At 71.3% G+C, this 16,368-nt stretch carries 15 protein-coding genes; 10 read left to right on the top strand and 5 right to left on the bottom strand.

Annotation, left to right across the window (positions count from 1 at the left end; genetic code table 11):
- Window positions 1-31 precede the first annotated feature (31 nt).
- A complete protein-coding gene (gene glgX / locus OG410_RS28595) occupies window positions 32-2,365 on the bottom strand; it encodes a glycogen debranching protein GlgX (protein ID WP_443063803.1) in 2,334 nt (777 codons plus the stop codon).
- Window positions 2,366-2,516: 151 nt separating this feature from the next.
- Here glgX and OG410_RS28600 point away from each other — a divergent pair, with 151 nt between their 5' ends.
- The 6 genes from OG410_RS28600 (at window position 2,517) to OG410_RS28625 (ending at window position 9,200) form a co-directional block, all read left to right on the top strand.
- Window positions 2,517-3,746: a L,D-transpeptidase gene (locus OG410_RS28600; protein WP_329301740.1), complete on the top strand. Its 1,230-nt coding sequence runs from the start codon at window positions 2,517-2,519 to the stop codon at window positions 3,744-3,746.
- Between the two features lie 168 nt (window positions 3,747-3,914).
- Window positions 3,915-5,162: a L,D-transpeptidase gene (locus tag OG410_RS28605; RefSeq protein WP_443063804.1), complete on the top strand. Its 1,248-nt coding sequence runs from the start codon at window positions 3,915-3,917 to the stop codon at window positions 5,160-5,162.
- A gap of 192 nt (window positions 5,163-5,354) precedes the next feature.
- Window positions 5,355-6,122 carry an enoyl-CoA hydratase/isomerase family protein gene (locus OG410_RS28610; RefSeq protein WP_329301742.1) on the top strand — a complete coding sequence of 256 codons (768 nt, stop codon included), beginning with the start codon at window positions 5,355-5,357 and terminating at the stop codon, window positions 6,120-6,122.
- 285 nt (window positions 6,123-6,407) lie between these two features.
- Window positions 6,408-6,911, top strand: a complete 504-nt coding sequence (locus OG410_RS28615) for an ATP-binding protein (protein ID WP_326785411.1) — start codon at window positions 6,408-6,410, stop codon at window positions 6,909-6,911.
- A 250-nt stretch (window positions 6,912-7,161) separates the two neighbouring features.
- Window positions 7,162-8,001, top strand: a complete 840-nt coding sequence (locus OG410_RS28620) for a polysaccharide deacetylase family protein (protein WP_443063805.1) — start codon at window positions 7,162-7,164, stop codon at window positions 7,999-8,001.
- On the top strand, window positions 8,001-9,200 hold the full coding sequence (locus OG410_RS28625) for a YncE family protein (RefSeq protein ID WP_329301743.1): 1,200 nt from the start codon (window positions 8,001-8,003) through the stop codon (window positions 9,198-9,200). The genes OG410_RS28620 and OG410_RS28625 overlap by 1 nt, the downstream gene beginning before the upstream one ends.
- Before the next feature lie 36 nt (window positions 9,201-9,236).
- Here the strand turns inward: OG410_RS28625 and OG410_RS28630 are convergent, their stop codons facing one another.
- Window positions 9,237-9,872: a GNAT family N-acetyltransferase gene (locus OG410_RS28630; protein WP_329301744.1), complete on the bottom strand. Its 636-nt coding sequence runs from the start codon at window positions 9,870-9,872 to the stop codon at window positions 9,237-9,239.
- A 54-nt stretch (window positions 9,873-9,926) separates the two neighbouring features.
- Here OG410_RS28630 and OG410_RS28635 point away from each other — a divergent pair, with 54 nt between their 5' ends.
- Together OG410_RS28635 and OG410_RS28640 are read left to right on the top strand one after the other, a co-directional pair.
- A complete protein-coding gene (locus tag OG410_RS28635) occupies window positions 9,927-10,841 on the top strand; it encodes a helix-turn-helix domain-containing protein (RefSeq protein ID WP_329301745.1) in 915 nt (304 codons plus the stop codon).
- 60 nt (window positions 10,842-10,901) lie between these two features.
- Window positions 10,902-11,114: an EF-hand domain-containing protein gene (locus OG410_RS28640; protein WP_329301746.1), complete on the top strand. Its 213-nt coding sequence runs from the start codon at window positions 10,902-10,904 to the stop codon at window positions 11,112-11,114.
- Window positions 11,115-11,164: 50 nt separating this feature from the next.
- Here OG410_RS28640 and OG410_RS28645 read toward each other — a convergent pair whose 3' ends face one another.
- Window positions 11,165-12,088 (bottom strand): AraC family transcriptional regulator, encoded by a 924-nt coding sequence (locus OG410_RS28645; RefSeq protein ID WP_329301747.1) that lies wholly within the window; start codon window positions 12,086-12,088, stop codon window positions 11,165-11,167.
- A 101-nt stretch (window positions 12,089-12,189) separates the two neighbouring features.
- Here OG410_RS28645 and OG410_RS28650 point away from each other — a divergent pair, with 101 nt between their 5' ends.
- Window positions 12,190-13,218, top strand: a complete 1,029-nt coding sequence (locus tag OG410_RS28650; protein WP_329301748.1) for a zinc-dependent alcohol dehydrogenase family protein — start codon at window positions 12,190-12,192, stop codon at window positions 13,216-13,218.
- Window positions 13,219-13,409: 191 nt separating this feature from the next.
- The gene (locus OG410_RS28655; protein ID WP_329301749.1) at window positions 13,410-14,072 is read left to right on the top strand and encodes an NADPH-dependent F420 reductase; all 663 of its coding nucleotides are present in this window, start codon (window positions 13,410-13,412) and stop codon (window positions 14,070-14,072) included.
- Between the two features lie 25 nt (window positions 14,073-14,097).
- Here the strand turns inward: OG410_RS28655 and OG410_RS28660 are convergent, their stop codons facing one another.
- Both OG410_RS28660 and OG410_RS28665 read right to left on the bottom strand, forming a co-directional pair.
- Window positions 14,098-15,270 carry a N(5)-(carboxyethyl)ornithine synthase gene (locus tag OG410_RS28660; protein WP_329301750.1) on the bottom strand — a complete coding sequence of 391 codons (1,173 nt, stop codon included), beginning with the start codon at window positions 15,268-15,270 and terminating at the stop codon, window positions 14,098-14,100.
- A gap of 262 nt (window positions 15,271-15,532) precedes the next feature.
- Complete coding sequence (locus OG410_RS28665) at window positions 15,533-16,090, bottom strand: glycoside hydrolase family 25 protein (protein ID WP_329301751.1); 558 nt, start codon at window positions 16,088-16,090, stop codon at window positions 15,533-15,535.
- Between the last annotated feature and the right edge of the window lie 278 nt (window positions 16,091-16,368).

The raw sequence follows: 16,368 nt of genomic DNA on the forward strand, positions 1-16,368 counted from the left end.
CCAGCCCGCCTCTCCGCGGGGGGCCGTGCCCTCAGCGGACCCTGAGCAGCAGCACGGACCGCGCCGGCACCGTGATCGCCGTGCCCGCCCGGTGCGTGAGCGCGGGCGCCGCCGTCTGATCCTCGCGCGAGGTGTCCACGACCACCTCGTACGCCGCGGCCCAGGGCGCCCCCGGCAGGTCGAAGGAGGCCGGCCGGTCCCCGGCGTGCAGCACGGCGAGGAAGCTGTCGTCGACGACCGGGGCGCCCCGCGCGTCCCGTCCGGGGATGTCCCGGCCGGACAGATACATGCCGAGGGTCGCGGCGGGCGCGTACCAGTCCCGTTCCGTCATCTCGGTGCCCCGCGCGGTGAACCAGGCCAGATCCCGCAGTCCGTCGGCCGAGTGCGCCCGCCCGGAGAAGAAGGCCCGGCGGCGCAGCACGGGATGCGCGTGGCGCAGCGCGATCAGACGGGACGTCAGTTCGAACAGTGCCCGCCAGTCGGGGTCGTCCAGCAGCGACCAGTCGACCCAGCTGATCTCGTTGTCCTGGCAGTAGGCGTTGTTGTTGCCCCGCTGGGTGCGCCCGAACTCGTCCCCGGCGACCAGCATCGGCACCCCGGTCGACAGCAGCAGCGTGGTCAGCAGGTTCCTCAACTGGCGCCGTCGCAGGGCCCGCAGGCCGTCGTCCGTGCTCTCGCCCTCCGTTCCGCCGTTCCAGGCCCGGTTGTCGTCGGTGCCGTCCCGGTTGCCCTCGCCGTTCGCCTCGTTGTGCTTGCGCTCGTACGACACGAGGTCGCGCAGGGTGAAACCGTCGTGCGCGGTCACGAAGTTGACGGAGGCGTACGGGCGCCGGCCGCCCCAGGCGTACAGGTCGCTCGAGCCCGACAGGCGGTAGCCCAGATCCCGTACGTCGGGCAGCGCACCGCGCCAGAAGTCCCGAACGGCGTTGCGGTAACGGTCGTTCCACTCCGTCCACAGGGGCGGGAAGGCGCCGACCTGATAGCCGCCGGAGCCGACGTCCCACGGCTCGGCGATCAGCTTGACCCGGCGCAGTACCGGATCCTGGGCGATGACGGCGAGGAACGGCGACAGCATGTCGACGTCGTGCATGGACCTGGCCAGGGCGGCCGCCAGGTCGAAGCGGAAGCCGTCGACGCCCATCTCGGTCACCCAGTACCGCAGCGAGTCCGTGATCAGCCGCAGCACCTGCGGCTGCACGACGTGCAGGGTGTTGCCGCACCCCGTGTAGTCCGCGTAGCGCCGGGCGTCGGACTGGAGCCGGTAGTACCCCCGGTTGTCGATGCCGCGCAGCGACAGCATCGGGCCCAGCTCGCCCGCCTCCGCGGTGTGGTTGTAGACGACGTCGAGGATGACCTCGATCCCCGCCGCGTGCAGCGCGCGCACCATCCGCTTGAACTCGCCGACCTGCTGGCCGGTCGTCCCGGAGGCGGCGTAGCCCGCGTGCGGGGCGAAGTAGCCGATCGAGTTGTAGCCCCAGTAGTTCTTCATGCCCCGGCGCAGCAGGTGGTCCTCGTGCGCGAACTGGTGCACCGGCAGCAGCTCCACCGCCGTCACCCCGAGGTTCACCAGGTGCTCGATGGCCGCCGGGTGCGCCAGTCCGGCGTACGTGCCGCGCAGTTCCTCGGGGATCGAGGGGTGCAGACGGGTGAATCCGCGCACGTGCAGTTCGTAGATGACCGAGTCCGCCCACGGGGTCTTGGGGCGGTGGTCGTCCGACCAGTCGTCGTCGTCCTGGACGACGACGCCCTTGGGGACGAGGGGCGCCGAGTCGCGGTCGTCGCGCACGGTGTCGGCGACCTGCTGCTGCGGCCAGTCGCGGACATGGCCGTACACCTCGGGCGGCAGGGTGAAGTCGCCGTCCACGGCACGGGCGTACGGGTCCAGGAGCAGCTTCGCCGGGTTCCAGCGGGCGCCGGTCCACGGGTCCCAGCGGCCGTGCACCCGAAAGCCGTAGCGGCGGCCGGGGAGCACACCGGGGACGAAGCCGTGCCAGATCTCGTGGGTGAGTTCGGTGAGCGGGACGCGGGTCTCGGCGCCCTCCTCGTCGAAGAGGCACAGGTCGACGGCCTCCGCGCCGCCCGCCCACAGGGCGAAGTTGGTGCCCGTGGTGCCGTCGGGGCCGACCCGGAAGCGTGCTCCGAGCGGGGTCGGGGCACCCGGCCAGGCGCCGACGGGAGGCGCCGCGGGGCGCCGTGAGCCGTTCAGCGCGGGAGCGGCCGGTTCCACCGCCGGGTCCGCGGGCGCCGGCACGACGGCGGGCGGTGCGGCGGGCGGCCCCGCCGGGTCCGTGACGGTCTGCGCGGGCAGCCCGCCGCCCGCGGCGCGTCCCTCGTGGACCGCCTCCTGCTCGGGTGCGCTCGACACCGGTCAGCCTCCCACGGCTCATGGAACGGCACGGAAAAGGGTGCACGGCGTCCCGGCCGCGGCTCCGTGGCGCGTCGTCCTCCCCACTGTTCTGCCCAGAGCGTGGCTCGCACTCACGTTTCCCCGGAGGGGCGGCGTCGTTGGGTCCCTTGTGAAGCACGTACACACGCGCGCGCGGCGCGCAGGGGCCGCGCTGGCCGCCGTACTGACCTGGGCCGGTCTGCTGGCCGGAGCCTCCGGCTGCACCTCCGGCGGGATCTCGGACGGGATCGGGGAGGCGTTCGGCAAACCACGGTCGCCGAAGGACGTCATCCACGTCTCGCCCGACGACAACTCCAAGGGCGTACGACCGCGGGAGGCACTGCTGGTACGGGTGCCCGGCGGTCGCCTGGAGTCCGTGAAGGTGGTCAAGTCCCAGGACGCCCGGGAGTCACCCGTACCGGGACACATCAGCGACGACGGCCTGTCCTGGAGACCGGACGACGCGCGGCTCGCCCTGGCCGCCAAGTACACCGTGGACGCGGTGGCCCTGGACGGCGACGGGCACCGCTCGGCCCGGCACACCACGTTCACCACGGCCGTCCCCGACGAGCGGTTCATCGGGTACGTCACCCCGGAGGACCGCTCCGTCGTCGGCACCGGGATGATCGTCTCCCTCGAGTTCAACCGGGAGGTCGAGAACCGGGCCGCCGTCGAACGCGCCATCCGCGTCCAGGCGCGGCCCGCGGTCGAGATCCGCGCGCACTGGTTCGGCGGCGGACGCGTCGACTTCCGTCCCGAGCGCTACTGGAAGCCCGGCACGAAGGTCACCGTGGCGCTGCGGCTGCGCGACGTCGAAGGGGCACCCGGCGTGTACGGACTCCAGTCCAGGACCTTCTCGTTCACTGTCGGCCGCAACCAGACGTCCCTCGTCGACGCCCGCGCCCACACCATGGAGGTACGCCGTGAGGGCAACCTCCTGGCCACGGTTCCGATCACGGCCGGTGCGCCCAGGACGACGACGTACAACGGGAAGATGGTCGTCACCGAGATGCTCGAGGTGACCCGGATGAACAGCCGGACCGTCGGTTTCGGCGGCGAGTACGACATCCCCGACGTCCCGCACGCGATGCGCCTGACCGACTCCGGAACCTTCCTGCACGGCAACTACTGGGCGCCGGACGCCTTCGGCAACACCAACGTGAGCCACGGCTGCGTGGGGCTGCGGGACGTGAAGGGCGGCAGCTCCGGCACCCCGGCGGGCTGGTTCTTCGACCGCAGCCTCATCGGGGACGTCGTCGAGGTCGTCCACAGCAACGACAAGAAGGTGGCCCCCGACAACGGACTCGGCGGCTGGAACATGGGCTGGAAGGAGTGGAAGACCGGCAGCGCAGTCGACTGATCTTCGCTCCCCGGTGCAACCATCTTCACGGTCGATGGTCCAAGTTGCGACGGAACGGTGACATTGACCTGACACGGAGCTCAAAACCGTGAGGTTAATATGCGCCAGTGATCGCGCGGGACGCGCTGGGGTGGGGGCCTGATCAGGCCTTGCGAGGGGAGAAAGACTGTGAACGTGCGACCGGTATCGTGGGCGTCGGCAGGTGGACGCTCACGCGGCCGCAACAAGCGGTGGGCGGTGATCGTCGGCGGTGTGCTGCTGGCCGTCACGGCCTGCGGTGGGGGCGGGGGAACGGACTCGGGGTCCGGAGGGAAGGACAAGGACGGCAAGGGCAGCACCACCGCGGAGAGCAAGCAGTCGGTGGCCGTCGTCACGATCGCGCCGAAGGCCGGTGCCAAGGACGTCGACACCAACAACACCCTCAAGGTCACGGCCAGTAAGGGCAAACTGACCGAGGTCACCGTCAAGGACGACGAGGGCACGAAGATCGACGGCGAGATATCGGCCGACGGCAGCGGCTGGACGCCCGCCACGCACCTCGCGGCGTCCACCAAGTACCAAGTGCACGCGATCGCGAAGGACTCCGAGGGCCGCACGGCGGCCGAGGACTCGTCCTTCACGACGCTGAGCCCGCAGAACACCTTCACCGGCAACTTCACGCCCGAGGACGGCTCCAAGGTCGGCGTCGGCATGCCGTTCTCGGTCCGTTTCACCCGGGGCATCACCAAGCCGGACGACGTCGAGAAGGCCATCAAGATAACGACCGAGCCGGCCGTCGACGTCCAGGGCCACTGGTTCGGCAACGACCGCCTCGACTTCCGGCCCGAGAAGTACTGGAAGGCCGGTACCAAGGTCACCGTGAAGCTGAACCTCGACGGCGTCGAGGGCCGCAAGGGCGTCTATGGCAAGCAGGCCAAGACCGTCTCCTTCACCATCGGCCGCGACCAGGTGTCCGTCGTGGACGCCAAGAAGCACACGATGAAGGTCATGCAGGAGGGCAAGGTCGTCAAGACCATCCCGGTGACCACCGGCAAGCCCGGCTACGCCACCTGGAACGGCCAGATGGTCATCAGCGAGAAGTTCACCGTGACCCGGATGAACGGCGACACGGTCGGCTACGACGGCGAGTACGACATCAAGGACGTCCCGCACGCCATGCGCCTGACCAACTCCGGCACCTTCGTGCACGGCAACTACTGGGGCGGCGGCGCCTTCGGCAACTACAACGCCAGCCACGGCTGCATCGGCCTGCGGGACGTGCGCGGCGGCTACGACAGCGGTGTGCCGGCCGCCTGGTTCTTCAACCACTCGATGGTCGGTGACGTGGTGGTCGTGAAGAACTCCACCGACCCGACGGTCGACCCGGCCAACGGCCTCAACGGCTGGAACATCTCCTGGGCGGACTGGACCAAGTGATCTCGCCGTACCGGACCGAGTGATCTCGCAGGACAGGAGCGCGTGAGGACCGAGGACCGGACCGCGTGACGGCTTTCGCCCGGCTCGCGTGATCGTTTCCGGCCCCGTCGCCCGACCGCTCCCCACCGGGCCGGGTGTGCTGTGACTCAGCACACCCGGCCCGTTGCCGTTAACGGCCACTAACCTGCTTCCATGACTGTGCATCTCGAAGTGGCCGAAGGCGTGGGCACCATCCGCCTGGACCGCCCTCCCATGAACGCCCTGGACGTGGCGACGCAGGACCGTCTCAAGGAACTGGCCGAGGAGGCCACGAACCGGCCGGACGTCCGCGCCGTGGTGCTGTACGGCGGGGAGAAGGTGTTCGCGGCGGGCGCGGACATCAAGGAGATGCAGGCCATGGACCACGCCGCGATGATCGTGCGGTCCCGGGCCCTGCAGGACTCCTTCACCGCCGTCGCCCGCATCCCCAAGCCCGTCGTCGCAGCCGTCACCGGATACGCGCTCGGCGGCGGCTGCGAACTGGCCCTGTGCGCCGACTACCGCATCGCCGGGGACAACGCCAAGCTGGGCCAGCCCGAGATCCTGCTCGGCCTGATCCCCGGCGCCGGCGGAACCCAGCGGCTCTCCCGGCTGATCGGTCCCTCCAAGGCCAAGGACCTCATCTTCACCGGCCGCATGGTCAAGGCCGACGAGGCCCTCACGCTCGGCCTGGTCGACCGGGTCGTCCCCGCCGCCGACGTCTACACCGAGGCGCACGCCTGGGCCGCCCGGCTCGCGCAGGGCCCGGCCATCGCGCTGCGCGCCGCGAAGGAGTCCATCGACGCGGGTCTGGAGACGGACATCGAGACCGGGCTGACCATCGAGCGGAACTGGTTCGCGGGCCTGTTCGCGACGGAGGACCGCGAGCGGGGCATGCGGAGCTTCGTGGAAGAGGGTCCCGGCAAGGCGAAGTTCCTCTGAGCCTGTGCCGCGTCACCGCCGGTCCCCTCGCGGTTGACGCGGTGTCATAACCGCGTCCCTCGATGGGGCGCTTTATCCCTGGCTTAAGACAGCCTTAAGCCCACCTTGTCGAGAGGTGGCGGCGATTGCCCCGGACCGGCCTGTTCCGGCAGGTCGGACGGGCCCCCGCCGCCTCCGAACTGCCTGTGGCATATGCCCATCGAATAGTGTGGAATGTCGCGTTCCGGGGGGCCTATTCCTTCGGAACGGCCCCGGAGCGGGCGCAGGGCGGCCATGATGGGGGGCATGGCGGGGCTGGAGGGTATGGAACAGCCGCGGCGGCACGGAAGTGCGACCGCGGCGCGCTGGACGCCTGCGGTCGAGGACGAACGAGCGCTCAAGGCGCTGGAGTTGTTCGGCAATCCGACCGAGTCGGAGGTGTTGCTGCCGTCCCGCCCGGAGTCCGCGGCCACCGCGCGGCGGCTCACCCAGGTCGTGGTCCTGCGGCACTGGGGCCTGTCCCCGAAGATGACCGAGGACGCGGTCTTACTCGTCTCCGAACTCGTGGGCAACGCCGTACGGCACACCGGCGCCCGCGTCTTCGGACTCCGTACGCGCCGCCGCCGCGGCTGGATCCGTATCGAGGTCCGTGACCCCTCCCGCGGCCTTCCCTGTCTCATGCCGGTCCAGGAGCTGGACCTGAGCGGCCGGGGCCTCTTCCTCGTCGACAAGCTCTCCGACCGCTGGGGTGTCGACCTGCTGCCCCGCGGCAAGACCACCTGGTTCGAAATGCGCGTCGCCGACCGCTGACCCGTTTCCGGCCGCCCGCTCCGTTCCGGCCGCCGGCCTCCGCGGACGCCCCCCCCGCGGCCGCCGCTCCGTTTCCGGCCGTCGGTCCGGCCGTCGCGGACCCGGTCGATTGATCCAAACAGAGGGCGCCGCTCCTCCCCTGGGTCTCGCGCCCCGTACGGCCCGTACGCGCACGCCGCGAGGCGACCCGCACCACCACCCAGTCGGACCAATCGCCGGTTTTTCGGCTGATTCACCCTTAAATGGTCCGGTGACCACGTCCGCCGAAGACCCCGCAGCCCCCGCCCCGCCCCGGCGCGCTGCCCTGCTCACGGGACTCGCGCTCACCGCAGGAACCCTCGCCGCCGGAGCGGCCACCGGCTGTTCCGCCCCGCGAGCCGGCCGGCCCCACGACCTCACGACACCTCCGGCCGCGCCCAGCGCGCCCCCCGCCACGGCGACCCGCGGAACCTCCGCGCTCGCCCCCGCCCCCCGCCGCTACCCCGGCCGACCCGCCGAGATCACCCACGGCTCCCGCACCCACCCGTCCAGAGTGGCCCTCACCTTCCACGGCCAGGGCGACCCCGCCGTGGCGAAGGCGCTTCTCGGCGAGGCGGAGAAGGCGGGCGCCCGGGTCACCGTCCTCGCCGTCGGCACCTGGCTGGACGAGCACCCGGACATCGCCCGCCGCATCCTCGACGGCGGCCACGACCTCGGCAACCACACCCTGCGCCATCTCGACATCAACGCGATGACGGAGACGGAGGCGGCGGCGGAGATCCGGGGCTGCGCGGACCGCCTCAGACGGCTCACCGGCTCGATCGGCACCTGGTTCCGGCCCTCCCGCAGCCCCCGGGCCTCCCCCCTGGTCCAACGCCTCGCCCGCGACGCGGGCTACCCGCACACGCTCTCCTACGACGTCGACTCCCTCGACTACACCTCGCCGGGAGCCACCGCCGTCACCCGCAAGGTGCTGGCCGAGGTCCGGCCCGGCTCCGTCGTGAGCCTGCACTTCGGATACGCCGGCACGGTCGCCGCCCTCCCCGGCCTTCTGCACGAACTCGACCGCCGCGGCCTCGGCGCGGTCACCACCACGGAGCTGCTGAGCTGATGCTGACGCCACCCTCCTCCCCGCGCCGCGTGCTGATCGCCGGCGCCGCCCTCACCGCGCTGGCCCTCCTCGCGGGCTGCGGCGGTTCCTCCCAGGACCACACCGAACGGACGCACAGCACCACCAAGGCGGCCGTCCGGCCCGCCCCGGTGAAGAAGCCGGTCGTCCGGGGACTGCCCGGCATGCCCCCCTTGCTGGACCCCGCGGACGTCTACGCCGCCGACCGCCCGAACCGGCTCTCCCCGGTGGTCAAGGACTTCCCGTCCCGCGTCTACGTGCCCAACACCAACTCCAACACGGTCACGGTCATCGACCCGAAGACGTACAAGGTCATCGAGACGATCCCGGTCGGTGTCCAGCCCCAGCACGTCGTCCCCTCCTGGGACCTGAAGACCCTGTGGGTCAACAACGACCGGGGCAACACCCTCACCCCCATCGACCCGAAGACCGGCAAGGCGGGCAAGCCGGTCGACGTGCACGACCCGTACAACCTCTACTTCACGCCTGACGGCAAGTACGCGATCGTGATGGCCTCCCTCGACCGCGAACTCGTCTTCCGCGACGCGCACACCATGAACACCGTCAAGGCGGAGCCGGTCAGCTGCTACGGCGTCAACCACGCCGACTTCTCCCCGGACGGCCGCTACTTCATCGTCTCCTGCGAGTTCAGCGGCGAACTCCTGAAGGTCGACACCGAGCGGATGAAGGTGATCGGCCAGCAGAGGCTGCCGTTCCACGGGGCGATGCCGCAGGACGTGAAGATCTCCCCGGACGGCAAGAAGTTCTACATCGCCGACATGATGGCCAACGGCGTGTGGGTCCTCGACGGCGACAAGTTCACCGAACCGACCCTGCTGCACACGGGCAAGGGCGCCCACGGACTGTACGTCAGCCGGGACTCGCGCGAGATGTACATCTCCAACCGCGGCGAAGGCACCATCTCCATCTTCGACTTCACGCAGAACCGGCTCACCAAGAAGTGGCGCCTGCCCGACGGCGGCAGCCCCGACATGGGCGGCGTCTCGGCGGACGGCAAGGTCCTGTGGCTCTCCGGCCGGTACAACTCCGAGGTGTACGCCCTCGACACCCGCACCGGCGAACAGATCGCCCGTATCCCGGTCGGCAGCGGTCCGCACGGTCTCGCCGTCTACCCCCAGCCCGGCCGCTACTCGCTCGGCCACACCGGCATCTTCCGCTGACCCGTGAGCGGGGCGGAAGCAGAGCCTCCGCGCCGCTCAGCGGGGCAGTAGCAGAGCCTCCGCGCCCACCGGCCGGTAGCCCGCCGCCTGGAACGCCCGCGCACTGCGGGCGTTCCCCGCGGCCACCTGGGCCCAGACCGGTTCGCCGGCCAGGTGCCGCGCCGCCGACGCCAGCGCCCGGCCCAGCCCCCGGTGCCGTACGCCCTCGTCCACCTCCACCGCGGCCTCCAGACGTCCCCCGACTCCCCGCCCGAGGACGAGGATCCCGCCGTCCGCGGCCCACGCCCGCACGCCGTCGCGCCGTCTGCGGGCGCCCGTGAGCCGGGGGTGGGCGAGGCCGTCGATCTCCGTGAGCGCGAGGGCCGCCGGGCCGGGGAGCGGGGCGGCGACGGACAGCACGTCCACCGTGTCGTTCGACCGGCCCGTCCGCTCCATGAGCGCGGCGAGGAACCGCGGGTTCATGGCCGCAGCGAGCGGGTCGCAGTCCAGGGCCCCCAGCGTTGCGCGCACCCAGCCCTCGTCCTCGTCGGTGAAGACGACGGAGTGCGCGGTGAAGGCGAGGACGCCGGTGTCGCGGGGGGAGTGCGGGCGGACGACCGTGGTGGCGCCGTCGGGCGGCGGGAAGACTCCACGGGCCACGGCGTCCAGAATGTCGCGCAGAGTGCCGCGCATGACCGTCCCCCACCGCTTGAGTCTCCACCCACTGGAAGGCCCAGACTCGCAGACATGATCGACGACGGCACCGCACTTCTCACCATCGGCGAGCTGTCCCGGAGCACCGGCCTGAGTGTCCGCACGATCCGCTACTGGTCGGACGAGGGCGCGCTGCCCCCGGTGGCCAGGTCGGCGGGCGGCTACCGGCTGTACGACGCCGGCTCCGTGGCCCGCCTGGAGCTGGTCCGGACCCTGCGCGAACTCGGACTGGGGCTCGGCGACGTCCGCGCTGTCCTGGCGGGCGAGAGGACGGTGGCGGAGGTGGCGGCCGCGCACGTGGCCGCGCTGGACGCGCAGATCAGGTCGCTGAAGGTGACCCGGGCGGTGCTGTCGACCGTGGCACGACGTGGTTCGAGCGCACAGGAGACGACACTCATGAACAGACTGGCGCGACTGTCCGCCGCCGAACGCGGGCGGATCATCGACGACTTCATGGAGGAGACCTTCGGGGGCCTGGACACCGCGGACCCCGACATCCGTACCCGGCTGCGGTTCAGCGTCGGTGATCTGCCGGACGACCCGACACCCGCGCAGGTGGACGCCTGGGTGGAGCTGGCCGAGATGATCCAGGACCCGGGCTTCCGGGCGCGGATGCGCGAGATGATCGAGTTCAACGCGGCGGACCGGGGACCGCAGGAGCTGGCGGGAACGTCCGTGTGGTTCATGAGCCGGCTGGTGCACCTCGCGGGTGAGGCGCTGGAGCGGGGTGTCGACCCCGGAAGCCCGGAGGCGGACACGGTGCTGAGCGGCCTGCTCGGCGACGCGGACCGGGCTTCCGTACTGGCCCGCATGGAGTCCGCGGCCCATGCCGAGATGGCCCGTTTCCGGGAGCTGGCCTCGCTGGTCAGGGGCATGGACCCGCTGTCGGCACACCGTGAGGAGTTCGCCTGGGTACTCGCCGCACTGCGCGCCCACCCGGACCGTTAATCTGACCTCCGTACACAAGGCAGTAACGCATGCAGTGATGCACGACGAAGGGGCGGATCGGTGGCCGACATCGAGGAAGCACGCAAGCAGTTCGAGCGGATCGATACGGACGGTGACGGGTTCATCACCGCAGCCGAGTTCAAGGCCGCTCTCGCCCAGGGCGGCGACTGGAACGTCACCGAGTCGGTGGCGGAGGCCGTCATCGCCAGCCGCGACCTCAACGGTGACAAGGTTCTCTCGTTCGACGAGTTCTGGGTCCACCTGAACAAGTGACGCCGTCCGAAGGGGCGCCCGCCGGACTCCCGGAGGGCGCCCCTTCGGCGTCACGAGGCCCGCTTGCGGTACTGCCCCGGCGCCACCCCGTACTCCCGTTTGAAGGCCTTGGCGAACGCGAACTCCGAGGTGTAGCCGATGCGTTGGGCGACCAGGCGGAGCGGGAGGTCCGCCGAGCGCAGCAGCCGCCCGGCCGTCGTCATGCGCCACCGGGTGAGGTACGCGAGCGGCGGCTCGCCCACCAGGGCGGTGAACCGGCGGGCGAACGCGGCCCGGGAGAGACCGCCGCGCGCTCCGAGTTCCCCGACCGTCCACGGGTGGGACGGGGTGTGGTGGATGGCGTGCAGCGCGGCCGCGACCGCCGGGTCGGCGAGGGCGCCCGCCCAGCCCGTGGGGTGACCGTCGTCGTGCCGCTCGCGCTGCCACCAGGCGCGCAGGATGTACAGCAGGAGCGTGTCGAGCAGCGATGTGACGACCGTGTCCGAGCCCGGCTGCGGCTCCTCCAGTTCCGTGCCGAGGAGTTCGACCGCCGTCCGCAGCGAGCGGTGGGCGCCGACGCGGGCGGGAAAATGGACGACCTCCGGCAGTTCCGCGAGGAGCGGGTGGGCGCGGGCCCGGTCCAACCCGTAGGCCCCGCACAGCAGAACGGTCCGGGCCCCCGTCGGCGGCCCCTCGGGGGGCGTGGCTTCGGGCCAGCGTCCGTCCGGTCGCACCCGCACCTCCTCCAGGGGCACGGCCACGTCGCTGGCGAGCGCGTGTCCGCGGCCGTGGGCGAGGAACACCACGTCGCCGGGTCCCACCGCCAGCGGTGCGCCGTTCTCCGGGAGCAGCCACGCCGACCCCTGGAGCACCACGTGGAATCCGGCACCGTCCGAGGCTTCGAAGCGCATTCCCCAGGGCGCGTACTTGTCCTGGCGCGAGGAGTGCGGGCGCCCCGTGCGCATGGTGGCGACGGCGTCGCTCAGTACGTCCATGCCCGTACCGTAACTCCACCGCGCACCGGCGAGACGAACAGACAGGAAAACGAGACTGACAGGCATGGATCGTCTCGCGTCCGGCTCCTAGCGTCATGGGTATGCCAACCACCGCACGCACCGTGCTCTTCCATGAACTCGGCGGACCCGACGTCCTGCGGATCGAGGATGTCCCTCTGCCGGGCCTCGTCTCCGGCCCGGACGCCGCCTCCGGTCCCCGGCCCGCCCCCGGGCACGTCCTCGTACGGGTCGAGGCACTCGGCCTCAACCGCGCGGAGGCCCTGTTCCGCGCGGGGACGTACTACTACCAGCCCTCCCTGCCCGGATCTCGGCTCGGGTACGAGGCGTCCGGCACCGTGGAGGCGGTCGGTGAGGGGGTCACCGGTTTCGCGGTAGGAGACCCCGTGACGACCGGACCCGGCATCGAGATGGGCACCCAGGGCGTGTACGCGGAACGCGTCGTGCTGCCGGACACCGCGATCGTGCCGCGTCCGGCGTCGGTGGACGCCGTCACCGGCGCGGCGTCGTGGCTGACGTACACGACGGCGTACGGGGCACTGCTGGAGACCGCGCGCCTCAGGCCCGGCGACCACGTCCTGATCACCGGGGCGTCCAGCGGCGTCGGCACGGCGGCCATCCAGGTCGCCCGCCGCATCGGCGCGATTCCGCTGGCCACCACCCGGTCCGCGGCGAAGCGGCGGCGACTGCTCGATCTCGGGGCGGCCGAAGTGATCGTCTCGGACGATCAGGACGTGCCGGAGGAGGTCCGGCGACTGACCGGCGGCCGGGGCGTCGAGGTGGTCTTCGACGCGATCGGCGGCCCCGGGTTCCGGTCGCTGGGCGAGGCCCTCGCCGAGGCAGGCGTGATGGTCGTCTACGGCTGGCTCGACCGGCGCCCGGCCGAGCTGCCCTGGAACTGGCCGTTCACGATCCACACCTACGCCAACTTCGCCCTCACGTCGGCCCCGGAGGGCCGCCGCCGCTCCACCGCCTTCCTGAACGCCGGTCTGCGGGACGGCGGGTTCCGGCCACCGGTCGCCGAGGTCCTCGAGGGACTCGACCGCATCCGGGACGCGCACCGCCTGATGGAGACCAACACGCACATCGGCAAGATCGTGGTGAAGCCCTGAACCGCACCTGAACCGCTTCTGTCCCTGAAGGCTGAACCCCAAAAGCTCCGAAGCCGGAAACCGGTCGCTGTTTCCCGTGTCTCCGCTGTTTCCGGTCTTTGTCACCCGGACGCCGTACGCCCCGGAATAGCGCGTCCGCCCCGGGAGTTGCCGTGCCCATCAGGAGCACCAACCCCGGAAGGGTCTGTCTCATGAAGATCGGCATCATCGGCGCGGGCAACATCGGCGGCAACCTCACCCGGCGGCTCACCGCCGTCGGGCACGACGTCTCCGTCGCCAACTCCCGCGGTCCCCAGACGCTCGGCGCGCTCGCCGAGGAGACCGGCGCGACCCCCGTCACGGTCGAGCGGGCGGCACAGGGCGCGGACGTCGTGATCGTCACGATCCCGCTCAAGGCCGTGCCGAACCTGCCGGACGGCATCCTGGACGGAGCCGCCGAGGACGTCGCCGTCATCGACACCGGCAACTACTACCCCCAGCAGCGCGACGGCAGGATCGCCGGGATCGAGGACGACGGCCTCACCGAGAGCCGCTGGACCGCCCGGCAGATCGGCCACACGGTCGTGAAGGCGTTCAACGGCACCTACGCGCAGGACATCCTGGACCGCGCCCGTCCGGCCGGTGCCCCCGACCGGATGGCACTTCCGGTGGCCGGCGACGACACGGCGGCGAAGCGGCGTGTACGCGACCTCATCGACGAGATCGGCTTCGACACCGTCGACGCCGGCGGCCTGGACGACTCCTGGCGCCAGCAGCCCGGTACCCCCGTCTACGGCCTCCAGGAAGGCCGCGACGCGGTGACGAAGGCGCTGGCGGAGGCGTCCCCGGAGCGCGCGGCGGACTTCCGCGGCTGAGCGGCCGACCCGTTGCGCACGTGTTCTAGACGGCCTGGCTCAGCGCGTCCGCCGGGATCTGTGAAGCGTGCGGGTAGACGGCGGACCGGTGCTGGAAGGAGAGGATCTTCGGGTTCTGGACGACGCCGTCACGGATCTCGATCGCCTTGCGGACGGTGATGTCGGCGTCCCACGCGGTGGGGCCGCTCATGACCTTGCGCAGGTAGGGAAGCAGCGCCTCACTGATCTCCCAGGTGGCGGAGTTCCACAGGTGGGACGGGCTGTGATCCACCGCGTAGTAGTGGCAGCCCGCTCCGACGGTGGGCATGGGCTCGCCGAAGGTGGTCGGGCGGGCCCAGCCGAAGCCCATGCCCTCGTCGCAGGCGACGTCGATGAAGAACGTGCCCGGCCGGAACAGGGCGAGTTCCTCGTCGGTGACGAACATGAGCGGCGCGTCGGTGTCCTGCAGGACGCAGTTGACGATGATGTCGAACCCGGCCAGGTACTCCGCCAGCGGTACGGGCCCGGCCGGAGTGGAGGCCTGCAGGCCCGAGGGGGTGTCCGGCCGCTCCTCGAAGTGGCTCATCACGACCGAGGGCATCGGTGAGGCCACCGCCGCGGCGGCGCGCTGAGTGAGCACCGTGACGTCGGAGACCCCCATGGCGCCCAGGCCCGTGACCGCTCCGCGCGCCGTGGCACCGAAACTGATGACGACCGCGCGGAGGCGGCGCCCGTAGCTGCCGGTCAGCCCGCCGAGCTGCAGGGCGTGCAGCACCGAGCAGTAGCCGGCGAGTTCGTTGTTCTTGTGGAACACATGGACGCTGAAGGCGCCCGTGGAGGTCCAGTGGTTCATGGCTTCCCAGGCGATCAGCGTCAGCCGCCGGTCGATGCCGATCTGGGTCATCTTCTCGTCCTGCACGCAGTGCGGCCATCCCCACAGCACCTGGCCCTCGCGCAGCTCGGCGAGGTCGTCGTGCAGGGGCTTGGGCAGCAGCATGATGTCGCACTCGGCGACGAGTTCCTCACGGGAGCGCAGTCCGGCCACGAGGGGCCGCAGCGCGTCGTCGGCGACGCCGAACCGTCGGCCGTAGCCGTGTTCGAGGAAGATCTTCTCGCGGACGTCCGGGGCGATCCGGTCGAGGTGGCGAGGGTGCAGGGGCAGGCGGAACTCGTTCTCCTTGCGGGAGGAGGCGAGCACTCCGAGACTCATCAGGCTCATGTGGGGCGGCTCATTTCCTGCCGGACGCGATGCGCTCCGGCCTTGCCGTTCCCCGAGGGCGACGCCGCGATGGATGGCGGCGTGCGAGGTGCGCTCGGTATGTCAACCGTACTCCGGTCCCGGACGCCGTCCGCCCGCCGCTCGTCCGAGCCCGGCGGGCGGCCCGGCGTTCCCGGGAGGAAAGCGGATGCCGGGCGCCCCCGGGGCGGGGCTCCGGGGGCGGGGCGCCCGGCGTCGGCGGTCGGCGGAGAACCGGTGACCTCTAGGCGCTGCCCGCCCACGCGCGCAGGGCGGCCTTGGTGTCGAAGTCCGCGACGTCCCGGTCCACCGGCTCGGAGGTGTACTGGTGGAAGCGCCACTTCGCCTGGATGCGGGGTTCGCCGGCGGTCACGTAGTCGGCGATCCACAGACCGTCACCGGCGTACGAGGTGGTGTCGATGTTCAGCCAGAAGTTCCGGTTCGTGTAGAGCACCACGCGGTTGTCCGGGCGGAGTTCCTTCACCTTGCGGATGAAGCGGTCCTTCTCCGCGTTGCTCGCGTGGGTGCCCTCGCCGGTGGTCTCCCAGTCGACGGCGAGCAGGTCGCCCGCCTTTTCGGGGGCCTTGCTCACGAAGTAGGCGGCCTGGGCGGTGATGTTGCCGGGCCACAGGAAGTGGTAGAAGCCCACGACGCAGTCCGCGTCGCGGGCGGTCCTCACCTGCGCGGTGAGTTTCGGATTGACGTACGAGCGGCCTTCCGTCGCCTTGACGAAGACGAAGGAGAGGCCGGCGGTGCTGTACGTGGACGACTGGTAGGCGCTGACGTCGATGCCTCGCAGCATGGGGGGAGCCTCCGTGCATGGGGGGGGAGGGGGAGGGCCACGCGGGGCGGTCCCCGGGTGTCCCTGGCGAACAACTGCCGCTGTCCCGGGGGACGGTCGTCGGGGGGCGGCCGCCGTTGTCCACGGGGACAGTCCGTACGGGACAACTGCCTTGGGGATTCCCTCACTTCGCCCCCTCCACGCTCGCACGCGTGAGCGGCGCACCCGCACCGGTCGTCAGGGCCGGGCCTTTCGCCTGACGCAGCGCGCGGGAGCCGGCCCGCCCGGGAGCCGGAACC

It is taken from the genome of Streptomyces sp. NBC_00659 (genome assembly GCF_036226925.1).
Taxonomy (GTDB): domain Bacteria; phylum Actinomycetota; class Actinomycetes; order Streptomycetales; family Streptomycetaceae; genus Streptomyces.